This is a genomic window from Paucibacter sp. PLA-PC-4, from assembly GCF_026241155.1.
Taxonomy (GTDB): Bacteria; Pseudomonadota; Gammaproteobacteria; order Burkholderiales; family Burkholderiaceae_C; genus Roseateles_E.
Genome location: NZ_JAPFGP010000013.1, coordinates 87,064 through 106,256 on the forward strand (window position 1 = coordinate 87,064; position 19,193 = coordinate 106,256).

Annotated in this window: 18 protein-coding genes and 3 tRNA genes; 5 read left to right on the forward strand and 16 right to left on the reverse strand. The window is 66.1% G+C overall.

All coding sequences use genetic code 11. The features are described from left to right. Nucleotides 1–4: 4 nt before the first annotated feature. Entirely contained in the window at nucleotides 5–1,012 is a 1,008-nt protein-coding gene (locus OOZ63_RS19490) for a BMP family protein (protein WP_266007264.1), read from the reverse strand. A gap of 170 nt (nucleotides 1,013–1,182) precedes the next feature. Between OOZ63_RS19490 and purB the strand changes: the two genes are divergently transcribed. Continuing rightward, a complete protein-coding gene (gene purB, locus OOZ63_RS19495; RefSeq protein ID WP_266007265.1) occupies nucleotides 1,183–2,562 on the forward strand; it encodes an adenylosuccinate lyase in 1,380 nt (459 codons plus the stop codon). Here purB and OOZ63_RS19500 read toward each other — a convergent pair. Then, complete coding sequence (locus OOZ63_RS19500) at nucleotides 2,523–3,065, reverse strand: GNAT family N-acetyltransferase (protein ID WP_266007266.1); 543 nt, start codon at nucleotides 3,063–3,065, stop codon at nucleotides 2,523–2,525. The genes purB and OOZ63_RS19500 overlap by 40 nt on opposite strands. 61 nt (nucleotides 3,066–3,126) lie before the next feature. Here OOZ63_RS19500 and pyrF point away from each other — a divergent pair, with 61 nt between their 5' ends. Both pyrF and OOZ63_RS19510 read left to right on the forward strand, forming a co-directional pair. Beyond that, the gene (gene pyrF, locus OOZ63_RS19505; protein ID WP_266007267.1) at nucleotides 3,127–3,954 is read left to right on the forward strand and encodes an orotidine-5'-phosphate decarboxylase; all 828 of its coding nucleotides are present in this window, start codon (nucleotides 3,127–3,129) and stop codon (nucleotides 3,952–3,954) included. 141 nt (nucleotides 3,955–4,095) lie between these two features. Beyond that, nucleotides 4,096–7,380, forward strand: a complete 3,285-nt coding sequence (locus OOZ63_RS19510; RefSeq protein ID WP_266007268.1) for a PAS domain S-box protein — start codon at nucleotides 4,096–4,098, stop codon at nucleotides 7,378–7,380. Between the two features lie 16 nt (nucleotides 7,381–7,396). Here the strand turns inward: OOZ63_RS19510 and OOZ63_RS19515 are convergent, their stop codons facing one another. The 10 genes from OOZ63_RS19515 to rsmB all read right to left on the reverse strand — a co-directional run bounded on the left by OOZ63_RS19515 (nucleotide 7,397) and on the right by rsmB (nucleotide 14,825). Continuing rightward, entirely contained in the window at nucleotides 7,397–7,741 is a 345-nt protein-coding gene (locus OOZ63_RS19515; RefSeq protein WP_266007269.1) for a tetratricopeptide repeat protein, read from the reverse strand. Between the two features lie 4 nt (nucleotides 7,742–7,745). Beyond that, the gene (locus OOZ63_RS19520) at nucleotides 7,746–8,882 is read right to left on the reverse strand and encodes a sterol desaturase family protein (RefSeq protein ID WP_266007270.1); all 1,137 of its coding nucleotides are present in this window, start codon (nucleotides 8,880–8,882) and stop codon (nucleotides 7,746–7,748) included. A 138-nt stretch (nucleotides 8,883–9,020) separates the two neighbouring features. Continuing rightward, the gene (locus OOZ63_RS19525) at nucleotides 9,021–9,425 is read right to left on the reverse strand and encodes a hypothetical protein (protein WP_266007271.1); all 405 of its coding nucleotides are present in this window, start codon (nucleotides 9,423–9,425) and stop codon (nucleotides 9,021–9,023) included. Nucleotides 9,426–9,542: 117 nt separating this feature from the next. Beyond that, nucleotides 9,543–9,617, reverse strand: a tRNA-Thr gene (locus OOZ63_RS19530). A 5-nt stretch (nucleotides 9,618–9,622) separates the two neighbouring features. Further along, a tRNA-Gly gene (locus OOZ63_RS19535) sits at nucleotides 9,623–9,698 on the reverse strand. Between the two features lie 81 nt (nucleotides 9,699–9,779). Further along, nucleotides 9,780–9,855 (reverse strand) — tRNA-Phe (locus OOZ63_RS19540). Between the two features lie 69 nt (nucleotides 9,856–9,924). Continuing rightward, a complete protein-coding gene (locus OOZ63_RS19545; RefSeq protein WP_266007272.1) occupies nucleotides 9,925–10,626 on the reverse strand; it encodes a response regulator in 702 nt (233 codons plus the stop codon). A gap of 13 nt (nucleotides 10,627–10,639) precedes the next feature. Beyond that, entirely contained in the window at nucleotides 10,640–12,904 is a 2,265-nt protein-coding gene (locus OOZ63_RS19550) for a sensor histidine kinase (RefSeq protein ID WP_266007273.1), read from the reverse strand. Next, on the reverse strand, nucleotides 12,901–13,518 hold the full coding sequence (locus OOZ63_RS19555) for a DUF4390 domain-containing protein (protein WP_266007274.1): 618 nt from the start codon (nucleotides 13,516–13,518) through the stop codon (nucleotides 12,901–12,903). The genes OOZ63_RS19550 and OOZ63_RS19555 overlap by 4 nt, the downstream gene beginning before the upstream one ends. An 8-nt stretch (nucleotides 13,519–13,526) precedes the next feature. Further along, nucleotides 13,527–14,825 carry a 16S rRNA (cytosine(967)-C(5))-methyltransferase RsmB gene (rsmB, locus tag OOZ63_RS19560; protein WP_266007275.1) on the reverse strand — a complete coding sequence of 433 codons (1,299 nt, stop codon included), beginning with the start codon at nucleotides 14,823–14,825 and terminating at the stop codon, nucleotides 13,527–13,529. Between the two features lie 148 nt (nucleotides 14,826–14,973). Between rsmB and folE the strand changes: the two genes are divergently transcribed. Together folE and OOZ63_RS19570 are read left to right on the forward strand one after the other, a co-directional pair. Further along, complete coding sequence (folE, locus tag OOZ63_RS19565) at nucleotides 14,974–15,699, forward strand: GTP cyclohydrolase I (protein WP_266007276.1); 726 nt, start codon at nucleotides 14,974–14,976, stop codon at nucleotides 15,697–15,699. A 10-nt stretch (nucleotides 15,700–15,709) separates the two neighbouring features. Next, entirely contained in the window at nucleotides 15,710–16,132 is a 423-nt protein-coding gene (locus OOZ63_RS19570; RefSeq protein ID WP_266007277.1) for a BLUF domain-containing protein, read from the forward strand. On the opposite strand, the gene OOZ63_RS19575 is transcribed toward OOZ63_RS19570, so the two are convergent. From OOZ63_RS19575 to queC, 4 genes are all read right to left on the reverse strand, one after another. Next, nucleotides 16,133–17,404 (reverse strand): NAD(P)/FAD-dependent oxidoreductase, encoded by a 1,272-nt coding sequence (locus OOZ63_RS19575; protein WP_266007352.1) that lies wholly within the window; start codon nucleotides 17,402–17,404, stop codon nucleotides 16,133–16,135. It abuts the gene before it with no gap. Between the two features lie 18 nt (nucleotides 17,405–17,422). After that, nucleotides 17,423–17,740, reverse strand: a complete 318-nt coding sequence (locus OOZ63_RS19580) for a c-type cytochrome (protein WP_266007278.1) — start codon at nucleotides 17,738–17,740, stop codon at nucleotides 17,423–17,425. A gap of 78 nt (nucleotides 17,741–17,818) precedes the next feature. Beyond that, nucleotides 17,819–18,361, reverse strand: a complete 543-nt coding sequence (locus OOZ63_RS19585) for a LemA family protein (protein ID WP_266007279.1) — start codon at nucleotides 18,359–18,361, stop codon at nucleotides 17,819–17,821. Nucleotides 18,362–18,446: 85 nt separating this feature from the next. Then, nucleotides 18,447–19,169, reverse strand: a complete 723-nt coding sequence (gene queC, locus OOZ63_RS19590) for a 7-cyano-7-deazaguanine synthase QueC (protein ID WP_266007280.1) — start codon at nucleotides 19,167–19,169, stop codon at nucleotides 18,447–18,449. Nucleotides 19,170–19,193 lie beyond the last annotated feature (24 nt).

The window sequence follows — 19,193 nt, forward strand, 5'->3', positions numbered from 1 at the left end:
GTCGTCACTTGGCCGTGGACTTGGGCTGGCTGTCGTCGACCTTGACGACGAAGCTGCCGTCCAGAATGGCCTTCTCCTTGGCCCTGACCTTGGCGATCACATCGGCCGGAACCTTCTTCTCGAAAGTGCCCAAGGGTGCCAGCTCGCTGCCCTTGTGCTTCATCATCGAGTAGGGGCCGTAGTCCTCGGCCTTGAAGGCGTTCGTCTTGACCGCCTTGATCGCGCGGTCGATGCTGGGCTCCATATGCCAGAGCGCCGAGGCGACCACGGTGTCGGGATACTGGGCCTGGGTGTCGATCACATTGCCGATGGCCAGCACCTTGCGCTCCTTGGCCGCGTCGCTGACGCCAAAGCGCTCCGCGTACATCACGTCCGCGCCCTTGTCTATCATCGCGAAGGCGGCCTCCTTGGCCTTGGGCGGGTCGAACCAGCTATTGATGAAGCTGACGGTGAACTCGGCCTTGGGGTTGACCTCCTTGGCCCCGGCCATAAAGGCATGCATCAGGCGGTTGACCTCGGGGATTGGGAAGCCGCCAACCAGGCCGATCTTGCCGCTCTTGCTGACGCCGCCGGCAATCATGCCGCTGAGATAGGCCGGCTCCTGGATGTAGTTGTCGAAGACCGCGAAGTTCGGCGCCTGCGGCTTGCCGCTGGAGCCCAGCAAGAAGGCGGTCTTGGGATAGTCCTTGGCGACCTTGCGCGCCGCCGCCTCGACCGCGAAGGCCTCGCCGACCACCAGGCCGTAGCCCTTCTCGGCGTACTGGCGCAGCACGCGCTCGTAGTCGGCATTGCTGACGTTCTCGGAGAAGGCGTACTCGATCTCGCCGCGCGCCTCGGCCGCCTTCAGCGCCTTGTTGATGCGGCTGACCCATTGCTGCTCGACCGGCACGGTGTAGATGCCGGCCACCTTGAGCTTGGCCTGTGCCGAGGCAGGCAGGGCGAGGACAGCGAGGCTGGCGGCGGCCAAGCCGAGGGTGAGGCGGCGCAGGGCCGAGGTCGGGACAGATCTCATGGCGTGTTTCCTTGTTGTGGACGTCGACAGGGGCGGACTCACTTGCATTAGGCAAGAGGCGTGCCGGCCTGCCAAGCATGGTTTGCCAGAAGGATTTCTGCCAGCTCGGGCCGGCCGGATAAAATCTGCGGGTTTGCCCTCAGCTCTTGCGGCCCGCCCGCGCACACGCCATGACCACGCTCTCCGCCTTCTCCAGTATCAGCGCCCTCTCGCCCCTGGACGGCCGCTATGCCTCGCGCGTGGCCGCTCTGCGCCCACTGCTGTCCGAGTTCGGATTGATGCACCGGCGCGTGCAAGTGGAGGTGGAGTGGTTCATCGCACTGTCCGACGCCGGCTTCGACGAGTTCGCGCCCTTGTCCGAGGCCGCGCGCGGGCTGTTGCGCTCGCTGGTGACGCGCTTCTCGGAGGCCGATGCCCAGGCCATCAAGGACATCGAAAAGACCACCAACCATGATGTCAAGGCGGTCGAGTACTGGCTGAAGTCCCGCTTCGAGAACGCGCCCGAGCTGAAGGCCGCCGGCGAGTTCGTGCACTTCGCCTGCACCAGCGAGGACATCAACAACACCAGCCACGGCCTGATGCTGAAGGCAGCGCGCGCCGAGGTGCTGCTGCCCACCGTCGACCGCATCATCGCCAAGCTCGGCACCATGGCCCACACGCTGGCCGCAACGCCGATGCTCAGCCGCACCCATGGCCAGACCGCCAGCCCGACCACGGTAGGCAAAGAGATCGCCAATGTCGTCGCCCGCTTACGCAACGCCCGCGCGCGCATCGCCGACGTCAAGCTGCTTGCCAAGATGAACGGCGCGGTCGGCAACTACAACGCCCACCTGTCAGCCTGGCCAGAATTCGACTGGGAGACCTTCAGCCAGCGCGTCATCGAGCAGCAGCTGGAGCTGACGTTCAACCCCTACACCATCCAGATCGAGCCCCACGACTATATGGCCGAGCTGTTCGATGCTGTGACGCGCACCAACACCATCCTGATCGACTGGTCGCGCGATGTCTGGGGCTATGTGTCGCTGGGCTATTTCAAGCAGCGCACGGTGGCCGGCGAGATCGGCAGCTCGACGATGCCGCACAAGGTCAACCCGATCGACTTCGAGAACGCAGAGGGCAATTTCGGCCTGGCCAATGCGCTGCTGAGCCATCTGAGCCAGAAGCTGCCGATCAGCCGCTGGCAGCGCGACCTGACCGACTCCACCGTGCTGCGCAATATGGGCGTCGCGCTGGGCTATGCCGTGCTGGGCTACGAGTCGCTGCTGAAGGGTCTGGATAAGCTGGAGGTCAACGAGGCCGCGCTGGCCGAAGACCTGGACAGCGCCTGGGAAGTGCTGGCCGAGCCGATCCAGACCGTGATGCGCCGCTACGCCCTGCCCAACCCCTACGAGCGCCTGAAGGAGCTGACCCGCGGCAAGGCCATCACTCGGGAATCGATCCGCGAGTTCATCCACACGCTGGAACTGCCCGAAGCAGAGAAGACCCGGCTGCTGGCGATGACACCGGGCAGCTATACGGGCAAGGCTGAGGAGCTGGCCCGCAAGATCTGACCCCAACTGTAGACCTGGGTCTGGCGCGTCTCGCCGTCCAGTATCCGGGTCTCGACGAAGCGCATGCCGATGCCCGTCAGCACACGCTGCGATGCTTCGTTGTCCGGCCCGGTGATGCCCAGGATGGTTTGCATGCCTAGCGCCTCGGCGCCATGGCGCAGGCAGGCGGCAGCGGCCTCGCGGGCATAGCCGGTACCCCAGGCGCGCGGCACGAAGGCATAGCCCAGGTCTACCTCAGGCAGGCTGTCGCGCTTGATCAGGCCGCACATGCCCAGCAGCTCGCCGTCCGTGCGGCGCTCGACGGCCCAGAAGCCGAAACCCAGGCGGGCATAGCTGGCCACCAGCTTCGCCTCGATCCAGGCCTCGGCGGCGGCCAGATCATGCACATCACGCGGGCCGATATGGGCGATCCAGGAGGGCTCGTTGAGCAGTTCCAGGATGAAGGCTGCGTCCGCCGGCCCGAAATGGCGCAGCCGCAGCCGCTCGGTCTCCAACACCGTCATCTTCCTGCTCCCGATGCAAAACCGGGACAATACGCTACCCCAAACCGTCGCCAGGCCGCCCATGAATTTCATCCAGCAACTCCACAAAGCCGAACAACTGAACCACTCGCTGCTTTGCGTGGGTCTGGACCCGGACCCGGCCCGATTCCCAGGCGCATGGAAGGGCGATGCCGGCCGCATCTACGACTTCTGCAGCGCGATCGTCGACGCCACCAAGGATCTGGTGATCGCCTTCAAGCCGCAGATCGCTTATTTCGCCGCCCATCGCGCCGAGGATCAGCTGGAGCGGCTGATGGCACACATCAAGCGGGTCGCGCCCCATGTGCCGGTGATCCTGGACGCCAAGCGGGGCGATATCGGCTCGACCGCCGAGCAGTACGCGAAGGAGGCTTTCGAGCGCTACCAGGCCGATGCAGTGACCCTGTCGCCATTCATGGGTCTGGACTCGATCGAGCCCTATCTGCGCTACCCCGACAAGGGCGCCATCCTGCTGTGCCGCACCTCGAACACCGGCGGCAATGACTGGCAGATGCAGCGCCTGGCCGATGTGTCGGGCCAGCCGCGCCTGTTCGAGCATCTGGCCGCGCTGGCGCAGACCGAATGGAACAAGAACGGCCAGCTGGGTCTGGTGGTGGGCGCCACCTATCCGGAGGAGATCTCCCGGGTGCGCGAGCTCGCGCCAACCCTGCCGCTGCTGATTCCCGGCGTCGGCGCTCAGGGCGGCGATGCCGACGCGACGGTGCGGGCCGGCCTGCGCAGCGACGGCCTGATCATCGTCAACTCCTCGCGCGCCGTGCTCTACGCCAGCGGCGGCGACGACTTTGCTGCAGCGGCCCGCCGCGCCGCGCAGCAGACCCGCGAGCAGCTGAACCAGGCCCGCCCCGCCTGAGCATTAGTTCGCGTTTACCCCGAACTGCTGCGATAAGCCCACGCATTCGGGGGCTGACCGGGTATTCAGGCCGCCAGGTTCTGGCGGAGACTGCGCTCTTCGTCGAAGACCGGCTTCGGCGCGAGCGGAGCGAATGGCGTTGTGAGCAAGGACACCCTGGACGATTTGAGCAGCCTGGTCGGGCATGATGTCGGCCCCGGCGATGCCGCTACCGCGCTGGAGCGCAGCGTGCGGCGCCATTCGATGCGCTTGTTCTTGGCCGCATGCGCGCTGATCTGCGGCCTGGCCGGCAGTCTGCAATGGTTTGGCCGCCTCGGTGGCGAGCCGTTCAACGGACTGATCCCGCCGCTGCTGACCTGGGGCACGGCGGCGCTGGCCGCGCTGACCGTCTGGCAGCCGCCGCAACGCCAGGCCAAGGCCTTCGCGCTGCTGGTGATGAGCCTGGTGATCGCCTCGGCCGTCGCGCTGGCGCTATCGCGCCAGCTGGGTCTGGCCTCGATCTCGCTGGGCATCATGAGCCTGATGGTGGTGCTGGCCACCGCGCTGCAAGGCGTGCGTGCCGGCCTCTTCATCTTCTGCATCAGCCTGCTGGCCGTGGCCGGTCTGGTCTTCGCCGAGCTGGAGGGCTGGGGACCAGGCGCGGGCGCGCCTGCCAGTCTGCCCGCCCGCCTGGCCACCCATCTGATTCTGCTGGGGTCGGGCCTGGTGATCGGCATGGGTTGCATGCGCATGCTGCGCCGCTCGATCCTGGCCGCCGGCGAGCGCAATGCCCGCTTCCGCCATCTGCTGAGCATGGCGGCCGATTGGTACTGGGAGATGGATCGCGAGTTCCGCTTCACCCACTTGGCCGAGGACAAGCCCGGCTCCTCCGGGCTGGATCTGGCGGCACGCCTGGGTAAGGCACCCTGGGATGTCGAGCACCTGGGCCTGTCGGATGAAGATCTGGACGCGCACCGCGCCGACCTTGAGTCGCACCGCGCCTTCCACGGCGTCGTCGCGCGTCGGCGCGGGCCGGACGGCACGGTGCGCTTTGTCTCGATCAGCGGAGAGCCGCGCTTCGACGCTCAGGGCAGCTTCCGAGGCTACTGGGGCGTGGGCCGTGATGTGACCAACGAGGTGCAGGCCGAGCAGGCCGTGGCCGCCACCGAGACACGCTACCGCGAGCTGTTCCGCCGCTCGCCCAGCCCGCTGGTGCTGCACCGTTGGGGCCGGGTGCTGGATGCCAACCCGGCAGCGATGGCGATGTTCGGCTACACCCAACGCTCCAGCATGATCGGCCAGGACCTGTTCTCGCACTACGAGCCGGGGGACGACGAACGCGCCCGCCAGCGCGCCGCCAAGATCGAAGCGATGGCAGTCGGCGCGATGCTGCCGATGGCCGAGTTCAAGCTGCGCACCCTGTCGCGCCGACGCCGCCTGGTGCAGGCCACCAGCGTGCGGGTCGATGCCACCAGCGGCCCGGCCACCCTGTCCTTCTTTATCGACCAGACCGAGGCCTCGCGCGCCCAGGACGCCTTGCGCCGCAGCGAGGGTCTGCTTTCGCATCTGGTCGCGACCAGCCCCGATGTGATCACGCTGACCGAGATGAACTCGGGCCGTTATGCGATGGTCAACAAGACTTTCGAACGCCTCTCCGGCTACAGCGCCGAGGAGGTGCTGGGCCGCACCTCGGATGAGATCGGGATCTGGCAGGACGTCGAGGAACGCGCCCGCGTGATAGACGGCGTGCGCCAGCACGGCAAGGTCAGCGAGGTGCCGGTCAACTTCATCACCAAGTCGGGCGAATCGATCGCGATGGTGCTGTCGGCCGCGCCCTTCAATATGGACGGTCAGGCCTATCTGGTCGTCAACGCGCGCGATGTCACCGAGAGCGAGCGCACTCGGCTCGTGCATGCGGCGATCCTGCAGAACGCCTCGATCGGGATCACGCTGACGCGCGACCAACACTTCGTCCAGGTCAATCCGCTGATCGAGGAGATGTTCGGCTGGCCGCCAGGTGGCCTGCTTGGGCAGCATGGAAGCGTCGTCTGGCCCGGTGTCGAGGCCTATGCGGCGGTGGGCGAGGAGCTGGGCCCACGCCTTGCCGCCGGAGAGCAAGTCGAGATCGAACGGCCGATGCGCCGCCGCGACGGCTCGACCTTTCTGTGTCGACTGCTCGCCAAGGCGGTGGACCCGAACCACCCGAGCCGCGGCGGCACGATCTGGATCATGGAGGACGTAACCGAGAAGCGCCGCGTTGAGGCCGCGCTAGCCCAAGCCAAGGACGAGGCGCAGGCCGCCAACCGCGCCAAGAGCGCCTTCCTGGCCAACACCAGCCACGAGATCCGCACTCCACTGAACGGCCTGTTGGGCCTGGCCCGCATGGTGCAACAGCCCGATCTGGACGAGGCCACCCGGCGCCAGTATCTAGACCAGATGCTGGACAGCGCCGAGAGCCTGTCGGGCCTGATCTCCGACATCCTGGATCTGTCCAAGATCGAGGCCGGCCGCCTGACCCTGGAGTCGGTCCCGTTCGCCCTGCGCGACATGCTGGGCACAATGCGCCTGGCCTATCTGACGCTAGCGCAGGCGCGTGGCCTGTCTTTCCGTATCGATGTCGACGAGGACGTTCCGGCCTGGGTGGTCGGCGACCCGATGCGCACGCGCCAGATCCTCAGCAACTATCTGAGCAATGCCCTGAAATTCACACAGGCCGGTGCGGTGGCCGTGCGGGTGCACCGGCAGGATGAGCAGCGGCTGCGCATCGAAGTGACGGACACCGGGCCAGGCATCGAGCCGGCGCTGCACGAGCGCCTGTTCCAGCCCTTCACCCAGGCCGACGAATCGACCACGCGGCGCTACGGCGGCACGGGGCTGGGCCTGTCGATCTGCCGAGAACTGGCCGAGCTGATGGGCGGCACGGTGGGCGTGGACAGCACGCCGGGCCAGGGATCGACCTTCTGGGCCGAGCTGCCGTTGGCCGGCGCGCCGACGCCGATCAGCACCACGCTGCGCGAGGCGCGCGACAACCAGGATCTGCAGGGCCTGCGCGTGCTGATGGTGGAGGACAACCCGGTCAACATGATGATTGCCGTGGCCCTGCTGGAGCAGTGGGGGCTGGAGGTCTCGCAGGCCAGCGACGGCAGTCAGGCGGTCGAGGCCATCAACGCCCAGGCCAGCATGGGCAAGCCTTTCGACGCTGTATTGATGGATGTTCAAATGCCGGTGATGAGCGGCCACGAGGCGACGCGCCAGGTGCGGCGGCGCTTCCCGGCCACCGAGCTGCCCATCGTCGCACTGACCGCCGCGGCCCTGATCTCGGAACGTGACGAGGCCCTGGCGGCAGGCATGAACGACTTCCTGACCAAGCCGATCGACGCGCCACGGCTGCGTGCGACCCTGGTGCGCCTGATCGGCCACAAGGACAACGACCAGCACCGCAGTTGAGCGGTGCTGCGCAGCTTCAGCCGGGCGGCGGCGGTGACAGACGTTTGAGAAAGACGCCCATCTCGCGCCCGGCCTGGTGATCGCCCTGGCTCTGTGCCAGCGCCAGACCCTGGCGCCAAGCCGCCCCGGCCTCCTGCGGGCGCCCTTGCGCCAGCAGCGCCTTGCCCAGCAGCTTCCAGGCGGCCGTGTAGTCCGGCTTGTGCTCGGTCGCCTTCTGCAAGTGCTCGACCGCTGCCGCCGTATCGCCATCATCCAGACAGGCCTTGCCAAGACCGAAGCGCAGCAGCGCATCGTCCCGGCCGCGCGCCAGCAGCGCTTCGAGGCGGGCGCGCAAACCGCCGGGCAGGACGGGGCTGGTCATCGGCTCAGCCTTTCCACACGAAGGGGAAGGCCAGCTGCTTGACGAAGCCATTAGGCACGTAGTCGCCGACCACGCCATAGCGTGCCGGCCAGGCGCGCTCGGACTTCACCGCCGTGCCGAACAGGTAGTCCAGGAACGCGAAATGGGCGGCGTAGTTCTTGTCGATAGCCTCGTCGTCCTGGGCGTGGTGCCAGTGGTGGAAGTTGGGCGTCACGATCAGGTATCGCAGCGGGCCTAGCCGCACGCTGACATTTGCATGGTTGAACACCGCCTGGAAGCCGACGACGATGATATAGGCGTCAATCACCTCCTTGCTGAAGCCCATCACATAGATGGGCGCCAGCACCAGAGTGCGGGTGATGACCAGCTCAAGGATGTGCTGCCGCGAACCCGCCAGCCAGTCCATGCTCTTGACGCTGTGGTGCACCGCATGCAGCCGCCACAGCGTCGGTACCTCGTGATAGGCCCGGTGCGTCCAGTACTGCACCAGATCGGCCACCAGCACGATCAAAAACAGCGCGAGCCAGAAGTTCAGCCCCTGCACCCAGCCGCGGACACCGTCATGTGCGGCCCAGCCGAACAGCCTGTGCACCAGCAGATTGGTGGCCAGCAGCACGAAGCCCACCACCATATGGTTGACGATGAAATGGTGGAAATCGGTCTGCCACTCGGAGCGGAACACCGGCTGGTCCTTGCGCAGCGCGAACAGCTTCTCGATGAACACAAAGATCAGAGTCGAGCCCAGCAGGTCGAGGATGAACCAGTCCAGGCCGATATAGGGCGTGTTGTCGGGGAAGTTGCTGTCTACCGGCACTTTGTGGCCGCCCAGGGCAAGCGACAGGGCTATCAGCACAAAAGCCGCCAGCGCCAGCCAGCGCGCTCGGCCGCGCAGGATGTTGAACAGCGCAATCGCGCCCGACAGCACCAGCGCACCAAACAGCAGGCTGCGCAGTGTATCGACCTGGTAGGAGCGGCGCAGCTGCGGCGTCGTGAGGTACTCGGGCCAGTGAAATGCCAGCACGCCGAGAAAGCACAGGATTGCCAGCGCCAGCGCGATCACCCCCGACACCATGCCCTTGCCGGGCCGCAGCGCGCCATGCGACTCGGTGAGCCGGTTGAGTTTGTCGAGATCACTACTCATCAAGCAGGCCCTCCCAGGCATTGTTTGGCCGGGATTATGCAAGGCAGTCACGACGACCGGGCGCGGTCGATACAGTTGCGACAAAGGAAACGCCCGGGGCCGGCGGCCGTTTGCCGCCGTGCAGAAGCCGCAGAGCGCTCAGCTCAGTGCCGCGGCTGCCGGCTCGGTTTCGGGAACTAAGTCGGCGCACAGCAGCGCGGCCAATTGCTCCGGCACATCGTTGTCAAAGCTCATCAGCAGCTCGGACGGCTGAGCCGAGGCGGCTGCATTCAGGATCTCGGCAATCCAGGTCTTCAGCGGCTCGCTCACCGGCTGCTTGAGCCGGCCCGCCAACCGAGAAACGGTGTCGTCGCGCAGGCGCCCCGAGCTCAACACCTGCCAAGCGTAGTCGACCTCGTAGCGCTCGACCGCATCCTTGAGGCTTTCACCGTCCAGCCGCGACTCTTCGGCAAACTGATTCAGCGTGCGGGTGCACAGACCGGCGATCAACCTGCTCAGCAACTCGGCCTGGGATGCGCGCAGGGCGCTTGTCTCGGTATTCATCGTCGGTTCCCTGATCAGACAGCCCACGAGAGTATGTTCGGACCGACGATCCATGGGCGGACCAACGAACCAAATCGCTAAACACCCAGAGGACGTACAGCGAGGCCGCCGAGGTCCTGGTGCCCATGACGCGGATCGAACGCGTGACCTCTCCCTTACCAAGGGAGTGCTCTACCACTGAGCCACATGGGCGAATCTGGAGCGGGATAAGAGACTCGAACTCTCGACCTATACCTTGGCAAGGTATCGCTCTACCAACTGAGCTAATCCCGCAGTGCGATATTCGACGGCGCCAAGAACATGCGCCAAACAAACAAAAGCCCATCACTGAGGATGGGCTTTTGCACAATGTCTTGGTGGCCTGGGGCGGAATCGAACCACCGACACGCGGATTTTCAATCCGCTGCTCTACCAACTGAGCTACCAGGCCATTTATCTTTTTTCTCGCCTTTTCGACAGGTCTGCCGAATCAGCGAAGACCATGACTATAGCATAGAAATTACAGACCGCCACCGCGCTTGTTGCGTGTCAGGTCCACACCTAGTTGCTTGAGCTTGCGGTAGAGGTGAGTACGCTCCAGGCCGGTCTTCTCGGCGACTCGAGTCATCGAGCCACTTTCCTTGGCGAGATGGAACTCGAAATAGCTTTTCTCGAAGGCGTCGCGGGCCTCGCGCAGCGGACGGTCAAGCTCGAACACCTGCTCAGAGGCCAGGCCGTTGGTCGGAAGGCTGGCCAGCGGCGGAGCGCTGAGTACCGGCGCCACATGCGAACTCGGGCTCATCAGCTCGCTGCGGGCGTAGCTGCTGGGCACGCCGACAACCGGTGCGGCGCGCGGCGCGGTCTTGACCAGGGCCTGCTCAACTGCTCGCAGCAGCTTCTGTAAGGTGATCGGTTTTTCGAGGAAGGCGATCGCGCCGACCTTGGTAGCTTCGACCGCCGTGTCTATCGTGCCGTGACCGCTCATCATGATCACCGGCATCGACAGCTGACCGGCACTGCCCCACTCCTTGAGCAGGGTGATGCCGTCGACATCGGGCATCCAGATGTCCAGCAGCACCAGATCGGGCCGCATCCGTTCGCGCACGGCGCGGGCCTGCGCGGCGTTCTCGGCGAGCTCGATCGTGTGACCTTCGTCGGTCAGGATTTCGGACAGCAGGGCTCGTATGCCCAGTTCGTCGTCAACTACAAGAATGGTTGCCATGTATGCCTACTGTTCACGCGGCCCTGTGCGCATCGCCGGGTTCGGCCGGGCTGGGTGCAGTCGCGAGTTTTGAAAATGATAACGAAACTTGAGCGCCGATCAGCGCCTGAGCCTGGTCGCCCTGCAAATGAAGGTTGGCCAGGCGGATGCGCGCGCCATGCTCGTCGGCGATTTTCTTCACCACGGCCAGGCCCAGGCCGGTGCCCTTGGTCTTGGTCGTGACATAAGGCTCGAAAGCGCGTTTGAGCACCTTCTCGGCAAAGCCGGGGCCGTTGTCGGTTACTTGTAAACGCAGCGCGCGCAGCTCGCCGGCCTCGTTGAAGGCCTTCTGCGTACGCACCAGCACATGGCCGTCGGGCTTGTCGCTGACAGCGTCCAGCGCGTTCTGCACCAGGTTGTGGATGACCTGGCGCAGCTGTGTCGCGTCGCCCTCGATCAGCGGCGGCTCCTGGGCCAGCTCGGCATGCAGCCGGCCAGCCTCCTGGGCTGGGGCATACAGCATCAGCACCTCGGACACCAGCGCATTCAGGTCCAGCGCGCTGAGCTTGGCCGAGGGAAGCCGGGCATAGTCACGGAACTCATTGACCAGTTGCTTCATCGCCTGCACCTGGTTGACGATGGTGGCGACCGAGCGCACCAGCATGGCCTGGTCCGCCCCTTCCAGCTTGGCTTCGAGCTTGTGCTGCAGGCGCTCGGCAGAGAGCTGGATCGGCGTCAACGGATTCTTGATCTCGTGGGCCAGGCGCCGTGCCACCTCGCTCCAGGCGGCCGAACGCTGGGCAGAGACCACTTCAGAGATGTCGTCGAACACCATCAAGCGGCCGTCCAGCGGCAGCTGCGCGCCTCGCACCAGCAGGGTCAGTGTGTCCTGGCCGGACTGCAATTGCAGCTCGAAGGCGTCCTGCCAGTGGCCACGCTCGCCGGCTTCGGGTGCGTCGCTGAGCTGCTCGAAACGCTGCCAGACAGACTGGGCAAAGGCCTCCAACTGCGGCACCTCTTCGAGCCGCCGACCGCGATAGGCCGACAGCGGCAGGCGCAGGATTCGGGTCGCGCCGGGGTTGACGGTATCGATCTGCTGCTGGGCGTCGAACACGATCACGCCGGCGGTCAGGTTGTCCAGAATCGTCTGCAGGTTGGTGCGCGCGCCCTCTAGATCGGCCACGCTGCGCTCGACCAGCGCACGGGCGTCCGCCAGCTGATCGGTCATGTCGGCGAAGGAGCGGGTCAGGCCGCCCAGCTCGTCGCGCGAGGACAGCACCGGTTTGGCCGACAGATCGCCATGCGCGACCTGTCGCATGCCGTCGGCCAGCAGGAGCAGCGGCCGGGCCAGCTGATTGCCCAGGGTGACGGCCAACAGCAGGGCCGCGAACACCGCCAGAATCAGCACCAGGGTCAAGGTGCCCAGATACATGCGGCGCAGTCCGTCGCGCTCCAGCGCGCGCTGCTGGTACTCGCTGTTGGCGGTCTGCACCGCCAAGGCATTGGCCAGGACCTGGCTGGGCAGGCGTTGCACTACCATCAGATAACGGTCGGCGCTGCCCAGGCTCATATCGGTGCTGGGCAGCAGGGCCAGCGCGCGCAGCAAGGCATTGCCCTGCAGAGCCTGGGCCTCGTCCTCCAGGCCTTCGAGCTGGCTCATCACACCGGAGGCGCGCGCCTGCCGCAGCAGCACCGCGCCAGGCCGCTCCGGCGCCAGCGCGCTGGTGTCGCCGCCCACCGACATCAGGATCTGCCCGCCGTTGCCCACCAGGGCCACAGTGCGGGCCGAGAGCTGCTCGCGGATACGCTCCAGCGCCAACGGCTGCAGGCTTTGGGTGTCAGTCAGGCGGTCGGCGGCGTCGCGGGTTTTGTTCGACAGGTCGTTGACCAGGCCGTCCAGCGTGCCTCGCCCGAGGTTCAGGCCGGCATCCAGCGCGCTGGCCAGCCGGACATCGAACCAGCTCTCGATGCTGCGGTTCACGAACTGGTAGGACACGGTGTAGATCAGCAACCCCGGCACCACGCCCACCAGCGCAAAAATGCCGGCCAGCTTCAGCAACAGCCGGCTGCCGAACTTGGCGGCACGCACCCGCAGCACCAGGCGCACCGCCGCCACGCTGATGACCAGCACCAGCACCGCAGCCACCGTCGCATTGAGCCAGAACAACCAGACGTAGTGGCGCTCGAAAAAGCCACGCTGCGCGGTACCGCCGATCGACAGCAAAAAGGCCAACACGCCGCTGGCGCCGGTAACGGCCACCAGCGAGACCAGCCAGGCCCAACGCGCGGCGCGGGTCATGGCTTGTTGCTGGTCAGGTCAGCATTCAGCGCCAGGCTGCGCTCGACGCTCAGGGCCCAGCCCTGCGGCGAGCCCAGGCCGATCTGCATCGGCCTGGGCAGTTGGCTGGTATCGAGCCGGTAGCTGAACTCCAGGTAGTAGCGGCTACCCTCTTCCAGATCTTTGCCCTCGGCCAACCGCCATCCGGCAATGCCGCGCAGCGAGGCCAGCGCCTCGGGCAGCGTGACATAGCTCTGGTGCAGGCCGCCGTTGCTGACACGGTACTGGCGAGTCAGCGGCTGCCAGGCCAGGCGCCAGCTGCGCGAGACCCGCGAGACGCGCTCATCGCGCCAGTACCAGCGCGAACGCAGCACCGAGGCCTCGGCGGTGAAATAAATGGGCACGCCCTTCAGCAAAGCGTCCTCGACCGGCCGCGGCAGCTCGAAGCGGGTGCTGAAGCTCATCAAGAGGCCATCCTCGGCCCGCTCGGTGCTCAGCTGCACCAGATCCACCCCGTCTGCCCTGGCCGGTGCCAGCCCGGCGAGCAACAACAGTGCCAGCAACAGACGCAACAGCGCCGCTCGCGCCAAGGCGGCGGAAAACGGGGCGGCGGAGAACGGCAGGCGCAAGACCAAGGGACTAATCAGTTCTTTACCAGCAAGGCGTAGAAGAAGCCATCGACCACCGAGACCCCCGCACCCGCTTGCGGGCCATTGTCGGCTAGGGGCAGCAGATGCCCCGTGAAGCCCTGCACCTGGACCGGGCTCGCATCGCTATGGCGTTGCAAAAATGCATCGACCTGGTCCTGGCCCTCGGCCTTAAAAACAGAACACGTGGCATACACCAGACGCCCGCCGGGCTTCAACGTCGGCCACAGCGCCTCCAGCAGCTCGGCCTGGATCGCGGCCAACTGGGCGATATCACCGGGCCGGCGCAGCCAGCGCACATCGGGGTGGCGCCGCACAATGCCGGAGGCGCTACAGGGTGCATCGAGCAGGATGGCGTCGAAGAGCCGGCCGTCCCACCAGGCGGCGGTGTCGCGCGCGTCAGCGGCCTTCAGGCTGGCGCGCTGGCGCAGGCGGTCCAGGTTTTCTTGAACGCGGACCAGGCGCTGCGGGTCGGTGTCCAGGGCCTGCAGCTCCAGATCGGCCAACTCCAGCAGATGGGCGGTCTTGCCGCCCGGAGCCGCGCATGCGTCCAGCACCCGGGCGCCTGCGGCCAGGGGGCCCAGGTCTTGCCAGGCCTGTACCACCAGCGGCGCGGCCAGCTGGGCCGCCGCGTCCTGCACCGAGACCTCGCCCTCGGCAAAGCCCGGCAGCGCCGTCACCGGGACGGCGCGTTCCAGCACGACGGCCTGGGGCGCCAGCGCTCCGAGCACGCGCGCGGCTATGCCGGTGGCGGCTAGCCTTTGCACATAGGCGGGCGCGTCGCCATTGCGGACATTGACCCGCAAGCTCATCGGCGGGTGTTCGTTGTTCGCTCTGAGCACGGCCTGCCATTGGTCGGGCCAATCCTGGCGCAGCCGCTCTATCCACCAGGGAGGATGGTTGAACTCGCCCTGAAGCTCGCGCTGCGCGGCTTGCACCACCGCCTCGCGCTCGCGCAGAAAGCGGCGCAGCACAGCGTTGACAAAGCCGGCGCTGGCCGGGGCGCGCTTGCGCGCTGCGCTAACGGCCTGATCCACCACCGTGTGGTCGCCATAGGGCGGCGTAGCCACCGGCCATAACAGGGCCAGTGCGACTGTCAGCAGGCTGTCGACCTTGGGCGGTGGCGTTTTCGGGGCCAGCTGGGCACGCGCCGCCTGGGCGCCGCCCAGCAGGCGCAGCACATGGAAACTCAAGGCCTGGGTGCCTGGGCGCAGCTCCTGCGGGCAGCGCGCGAGCACAGCGGTCAAGGACTGACCCTCGCGCACGGCCTGCACGGCATCGGCCGTCTGCAGCATCAGGCGCTGCAGGGGCGGGGAAAGGGAAGTGGACGGGGGTGGTGAAAGCACCCGCTCAGTGTAGGGGCAGCCCGCCGTCGGCCCCGGCGCGGCAGGGAATTTGCAATCCGGACACAATGGTGGCCGAACAAAGACTACCGAGACGCCCATGACCGGGGACAAGCCTGACACCATCTTCCGCAGCGAGGCCGAGCTGGCCGCCCTGCCAGCCTCCGAGCGCATACGCTACAGGCTGCGCGGTGCCGGCTGCCGCCACCATGCCAATGACAATATCGCCGCCTTCATCGAAGAGGGGGAGCTCGACGAGCTGCAGGCCGAGGTGCAGGCCAAGCTGCAGGAGGTGCTGCGAGCGCTGGTTATCGACACCGACAGCGACCACAACACCCAGGAGACCGCCAAGCGCGTCGCCAAGATGTATGTGCGGGAGATCTTCAAGGGCCGCTATGCCGACGCCCCGCTGGTCACCGAGTTCCCCAACGTGACCCGGCTCAACGAGCTGATGATCGTCGGCCCGATCACCGTGCGCAGTGCATGCTCCCACCATCTGTGCCCGATCATGGGCCGGGTCTGGATCGGCCTGCTGCCCAATGAACACTCCAATCTGATCGGTCTTTCCAAGTATGCGCGGCTGTGCGACTGGATCATGAGCCGGCCACAGATCCAGGAAGAAGCGGTGACGATGCTGGCCAACGAGCTGCAGGAGCGGGTCCAGCCCGATGGCCTGGCCATCGTGATGGAGGCCGACCATTTCTGCATGCACTGGCGCGGCGTCAAGGACATCGACTCGATGATGACCAATAGCGTGATGCGCGGCGCCTTCCTGAAGGACGCCAATCTGCGCCGCGAATTCTTATCCCTGCTATCCAAGAAGTAAGGAAAACCAGATGCTAGTCCGTCTGCTCTATGCAAGCCGCGCCGCCAGCCCGATGAGCGAGGCCGAGCTCGCGGCCATCCTCAAGTCCTCGCGCGCCCACAACCCGGCCGAGGGCCTGACCGGCCTGCTGTGCTACAGCGACGGCATCTTCATGCAGGTGCTGGAGGGCGGGCGCGACGCAGTCAACGCGCGCTACAAATCCATCGTCGGCGACGCCCGCCACCGCGATGTGATCCTGCTGAGCTACGAGGAGGTAGCCGAGCGCCACTTCGCCGGCTGGAGCATGGGCCAGGTCAACCTGTCGAGGCTGAACCCGGCCCTGGTGCTGAAGTACTGCGAGACCACCAGACTGAACCCCTACGCGATGTCGGGCCAGGCCTTGAAGGCGCTGTTCGACGAACTCGTCAACACAGGCGCCATAGTCTGCAACTAGTCAAGCCAGCGAGTCCGCCCAGATCGTGCGCGCCCAGTTCCAGGCGTAAGTGCCCTCCAGCTCGGTCGGGCCGGCGGACACGCCGCCGGAGCCGGCCACGGTCTTGAAGGTCTTCTCGGCCGCAACGTATTCGTGCACGCTGGCGACGTGAATGACGTTCTTCGCGTCGACGAAGCTGTAGCAAGTGTTGGTTAGCATAGGCGCCGGGTTGATCTCCCAGCCATTGAGCTGGGCGACGATGGCAGCCGCCGCCACTTTGCCGTGGCTGTTGGCCATATGGCCGCTCTTGGGCATGCCCGGCGCGATCTGGATCGAGTCACCCAGCACATGGATGTCCTTGGCGGCGGTTGCCTCAAAGCTCAGATAGTTGACATTGACCCAACGGGCGTTGCTGTTGGCCAAGCCGGCCTGCACCGCAACGGCGCCGGCCCGCATGCTGGGTAGCACATTCAGCACATCGGCCTTGACGTCGTCCTGGATCTCGAACTTGACAGTCTTGCTCCTCGCGTCGACCGCCACGGCCTTGTGCTGCGGCCGGTACTCGATGATGCCCTTGTACTGCTCGGCCCAAACCTTCTTGAACAGCGCACCCTTGGAGGTCACGTCCTGATTGGCATCCAAGATCAGCACCTTGGAGCGCGGCTTGGCCTGCTTGAAGTAGCCGGCGATCACGCTGGCACGCTCGTAGGGCCCGGGCGGGCAGCGGTAGGGCGCCTCGGGAATCGTGATCGCGTAGACACCGCCGTCAGGCATCGCCTCCAGTTGGCGGCGCAGCGCCACTGTCTCGGGACCGGCCTTCCAGGCCTGCAGGATCTGGCCTGCGGCATTGGCTTCCTTGAGCCCGGCCACCGAGTCCCAGATCAGGTCGATGCCGGGGCTCAGCACCAGCTTGTCGTAGGCAATCACCGGGCCGGAGGCAAGCGTCGCTGTCTTCTTGGCCGCGTCGATGCCGGTCACCCAGTCGCGCACCACGGTGATACCGTGCTTGGATTGCAGCGCGCTATAAGGCGTGGTGATCTCGCCGATCTGGCGTGAGCCGCCCAGCACCAGGTTGGAGATCGGGCAAGAGACAAATGCCTCGCTGGGCTCGACCAACACGACCTCGATCTTGTAATCGGACAGCAGCCGAATGTACTTGGCCGCCGTGGCGCCGCCATAGCCGCCGCCGACGACCAGCACCCGGGCCTTGCTCGGCACCGAGGTGCTCGCGCAGCCAGCCAGGCCCAGCACGGACAAGGCGGCTGCGCCCTGCAGGAGATTGCGTCTTTGCATCATGGTGTCGGATCTCCGTCAGTTGCGCGGCAGGGCGGCGAAATAGCCGGCCAGCTGTTCGATTTGGGCTTCGCTATAGCCTTTGGCCAGCTGGTGCATCACGGTGGCCTGACGGGCGCCACTCTTGAAGGCCTTCATCTGCTCGGTGAAATAGGCGGCCGGCATACCGGCAAGACCTGGCACCGCCGAGCCCTCGACGGCGCGCCCCGCCGTGCCGTGGCAGTTGGCACAGGTGGCGGCAAGGGCCTTCAGGTGCAGGGTCTTGGCATCCTGCGCCGCGGCGGCGCAGGTACTGGCGGCCAGCGCGGCGCCCAACAAAATCGCTCGCAAGCTCATCGGAGTCTCCTTGTTGTGTCGTGGCCGCAGTTTATGCAGCCCCCCCCGACTTGCCAACAAAACAATTGCAATAAGCTTCTACAGCGAGCGCGCTTCGGTAAATCCGTAGAGGCTGGCCAGCACCCGGGTCGGGAACTGCTTCGCCGCCTCGTTGTACTGGCTGACCGCCTGGTTGAAGACCTGGCGCGAGAAAGCGCGCTGGCGTTCGATCAGCTTCAGCTCGGCCAGCGCGGCCTGGATCTCGGCCTGCGGGCCCAGCTCTCCATGGTGTTCGACCAGAGACATCAGCCGCGTCAACGCCGCCGCATGCACGGCCGTGGCCACTGCGAGGCTGGCGACCGGATCGCCCGCATAGGGTTTGGCCCGGGTCGCCAGCACGGCAGCCTGCACCTCAGCCTGGGCGCTGTCCAGCGCATCGAACGTCGCCTGCTCGCTCTCCAGCGCCGGCCGCAACATAGCCAGCAGCCGCTCGCCAACCTCGGCGCGCGCACCGAGCTGCAGGTCCAACTGCACAAAGGCTTCGCCGATCGCATTGCGCAGCCGCATCAGCCTGTTGTAGGCGCCAATGCCCCAGAACAGCAGCAGCGCCGCGGCTATCCAAGCTAATGTCGACCAGGTCATGTGCTTGCCTCGTACGGCGAGTACGCCGACCGATCTGCTAAGGGTATGCGGGCCGGCTTCGGCGCGCAGCGGCGCTCGACCCGCCTCATGCCCGACCCTCGTACTGCGCATGGCCGCGCGCGCGCAGCTCGCACGCCGGGCAGCTACCGCAACCGTAACCCCAGCGGTGCCGGATCTTGCGCTCGCCGAGATAGCAGGTGTGGGTGTGTTCGATGACGATTTCGTTGAGCGCCGCGCCGCCCAGGCTCTCGGTCAGCGCCCAGGTCTGAGCCTTGGTGATGAACATCAGCGGCGTCTCTATCGTCATCGGCGCGTCCAGGCCAAGGCTCAGCGCCACCTGCAAGGCCTTCAGGGTGTTGTCGCGGCAGTCGGGGTAGCCCGAGAAATCGGTTTCGCACATGCCGCCCACCAGCACCGAAGCGCCGCGCCGGTAGGCCAGGGTCGCGGCAAAGCTCAGGAACAGAAGGTTGCGGCCGGGCACAAAGGTGTTGGGCAGGCCATTGGCCTGCATCGCGATGGCGCGATCCTCGGTCAGCGCGGTGTCGGAGATCTGGCCCAGAAGACTCAGGTCTAGCAGATGATCATCGCCCAGCTTGGCGCCCCAGGCAGGAAACTGCCGGGCCAACTCGCTGCGCACGGTCAGGCGGCATTCGAGCTCGACGCGATGGCGCTGGCCGTAGTCGAAGCCGAGGGTCTCGACCTCGGCATAACGCTGCAGCGCCCAGGCCAGACAGGCGGTGGAGTCCTGGCCGCCGGAGAACAGCACAAGGGCTTTGCGGGATGTATTGGCTTGAGGCGGGACGGTCATGGTCAGGCTGGCGGGGCGGAACCC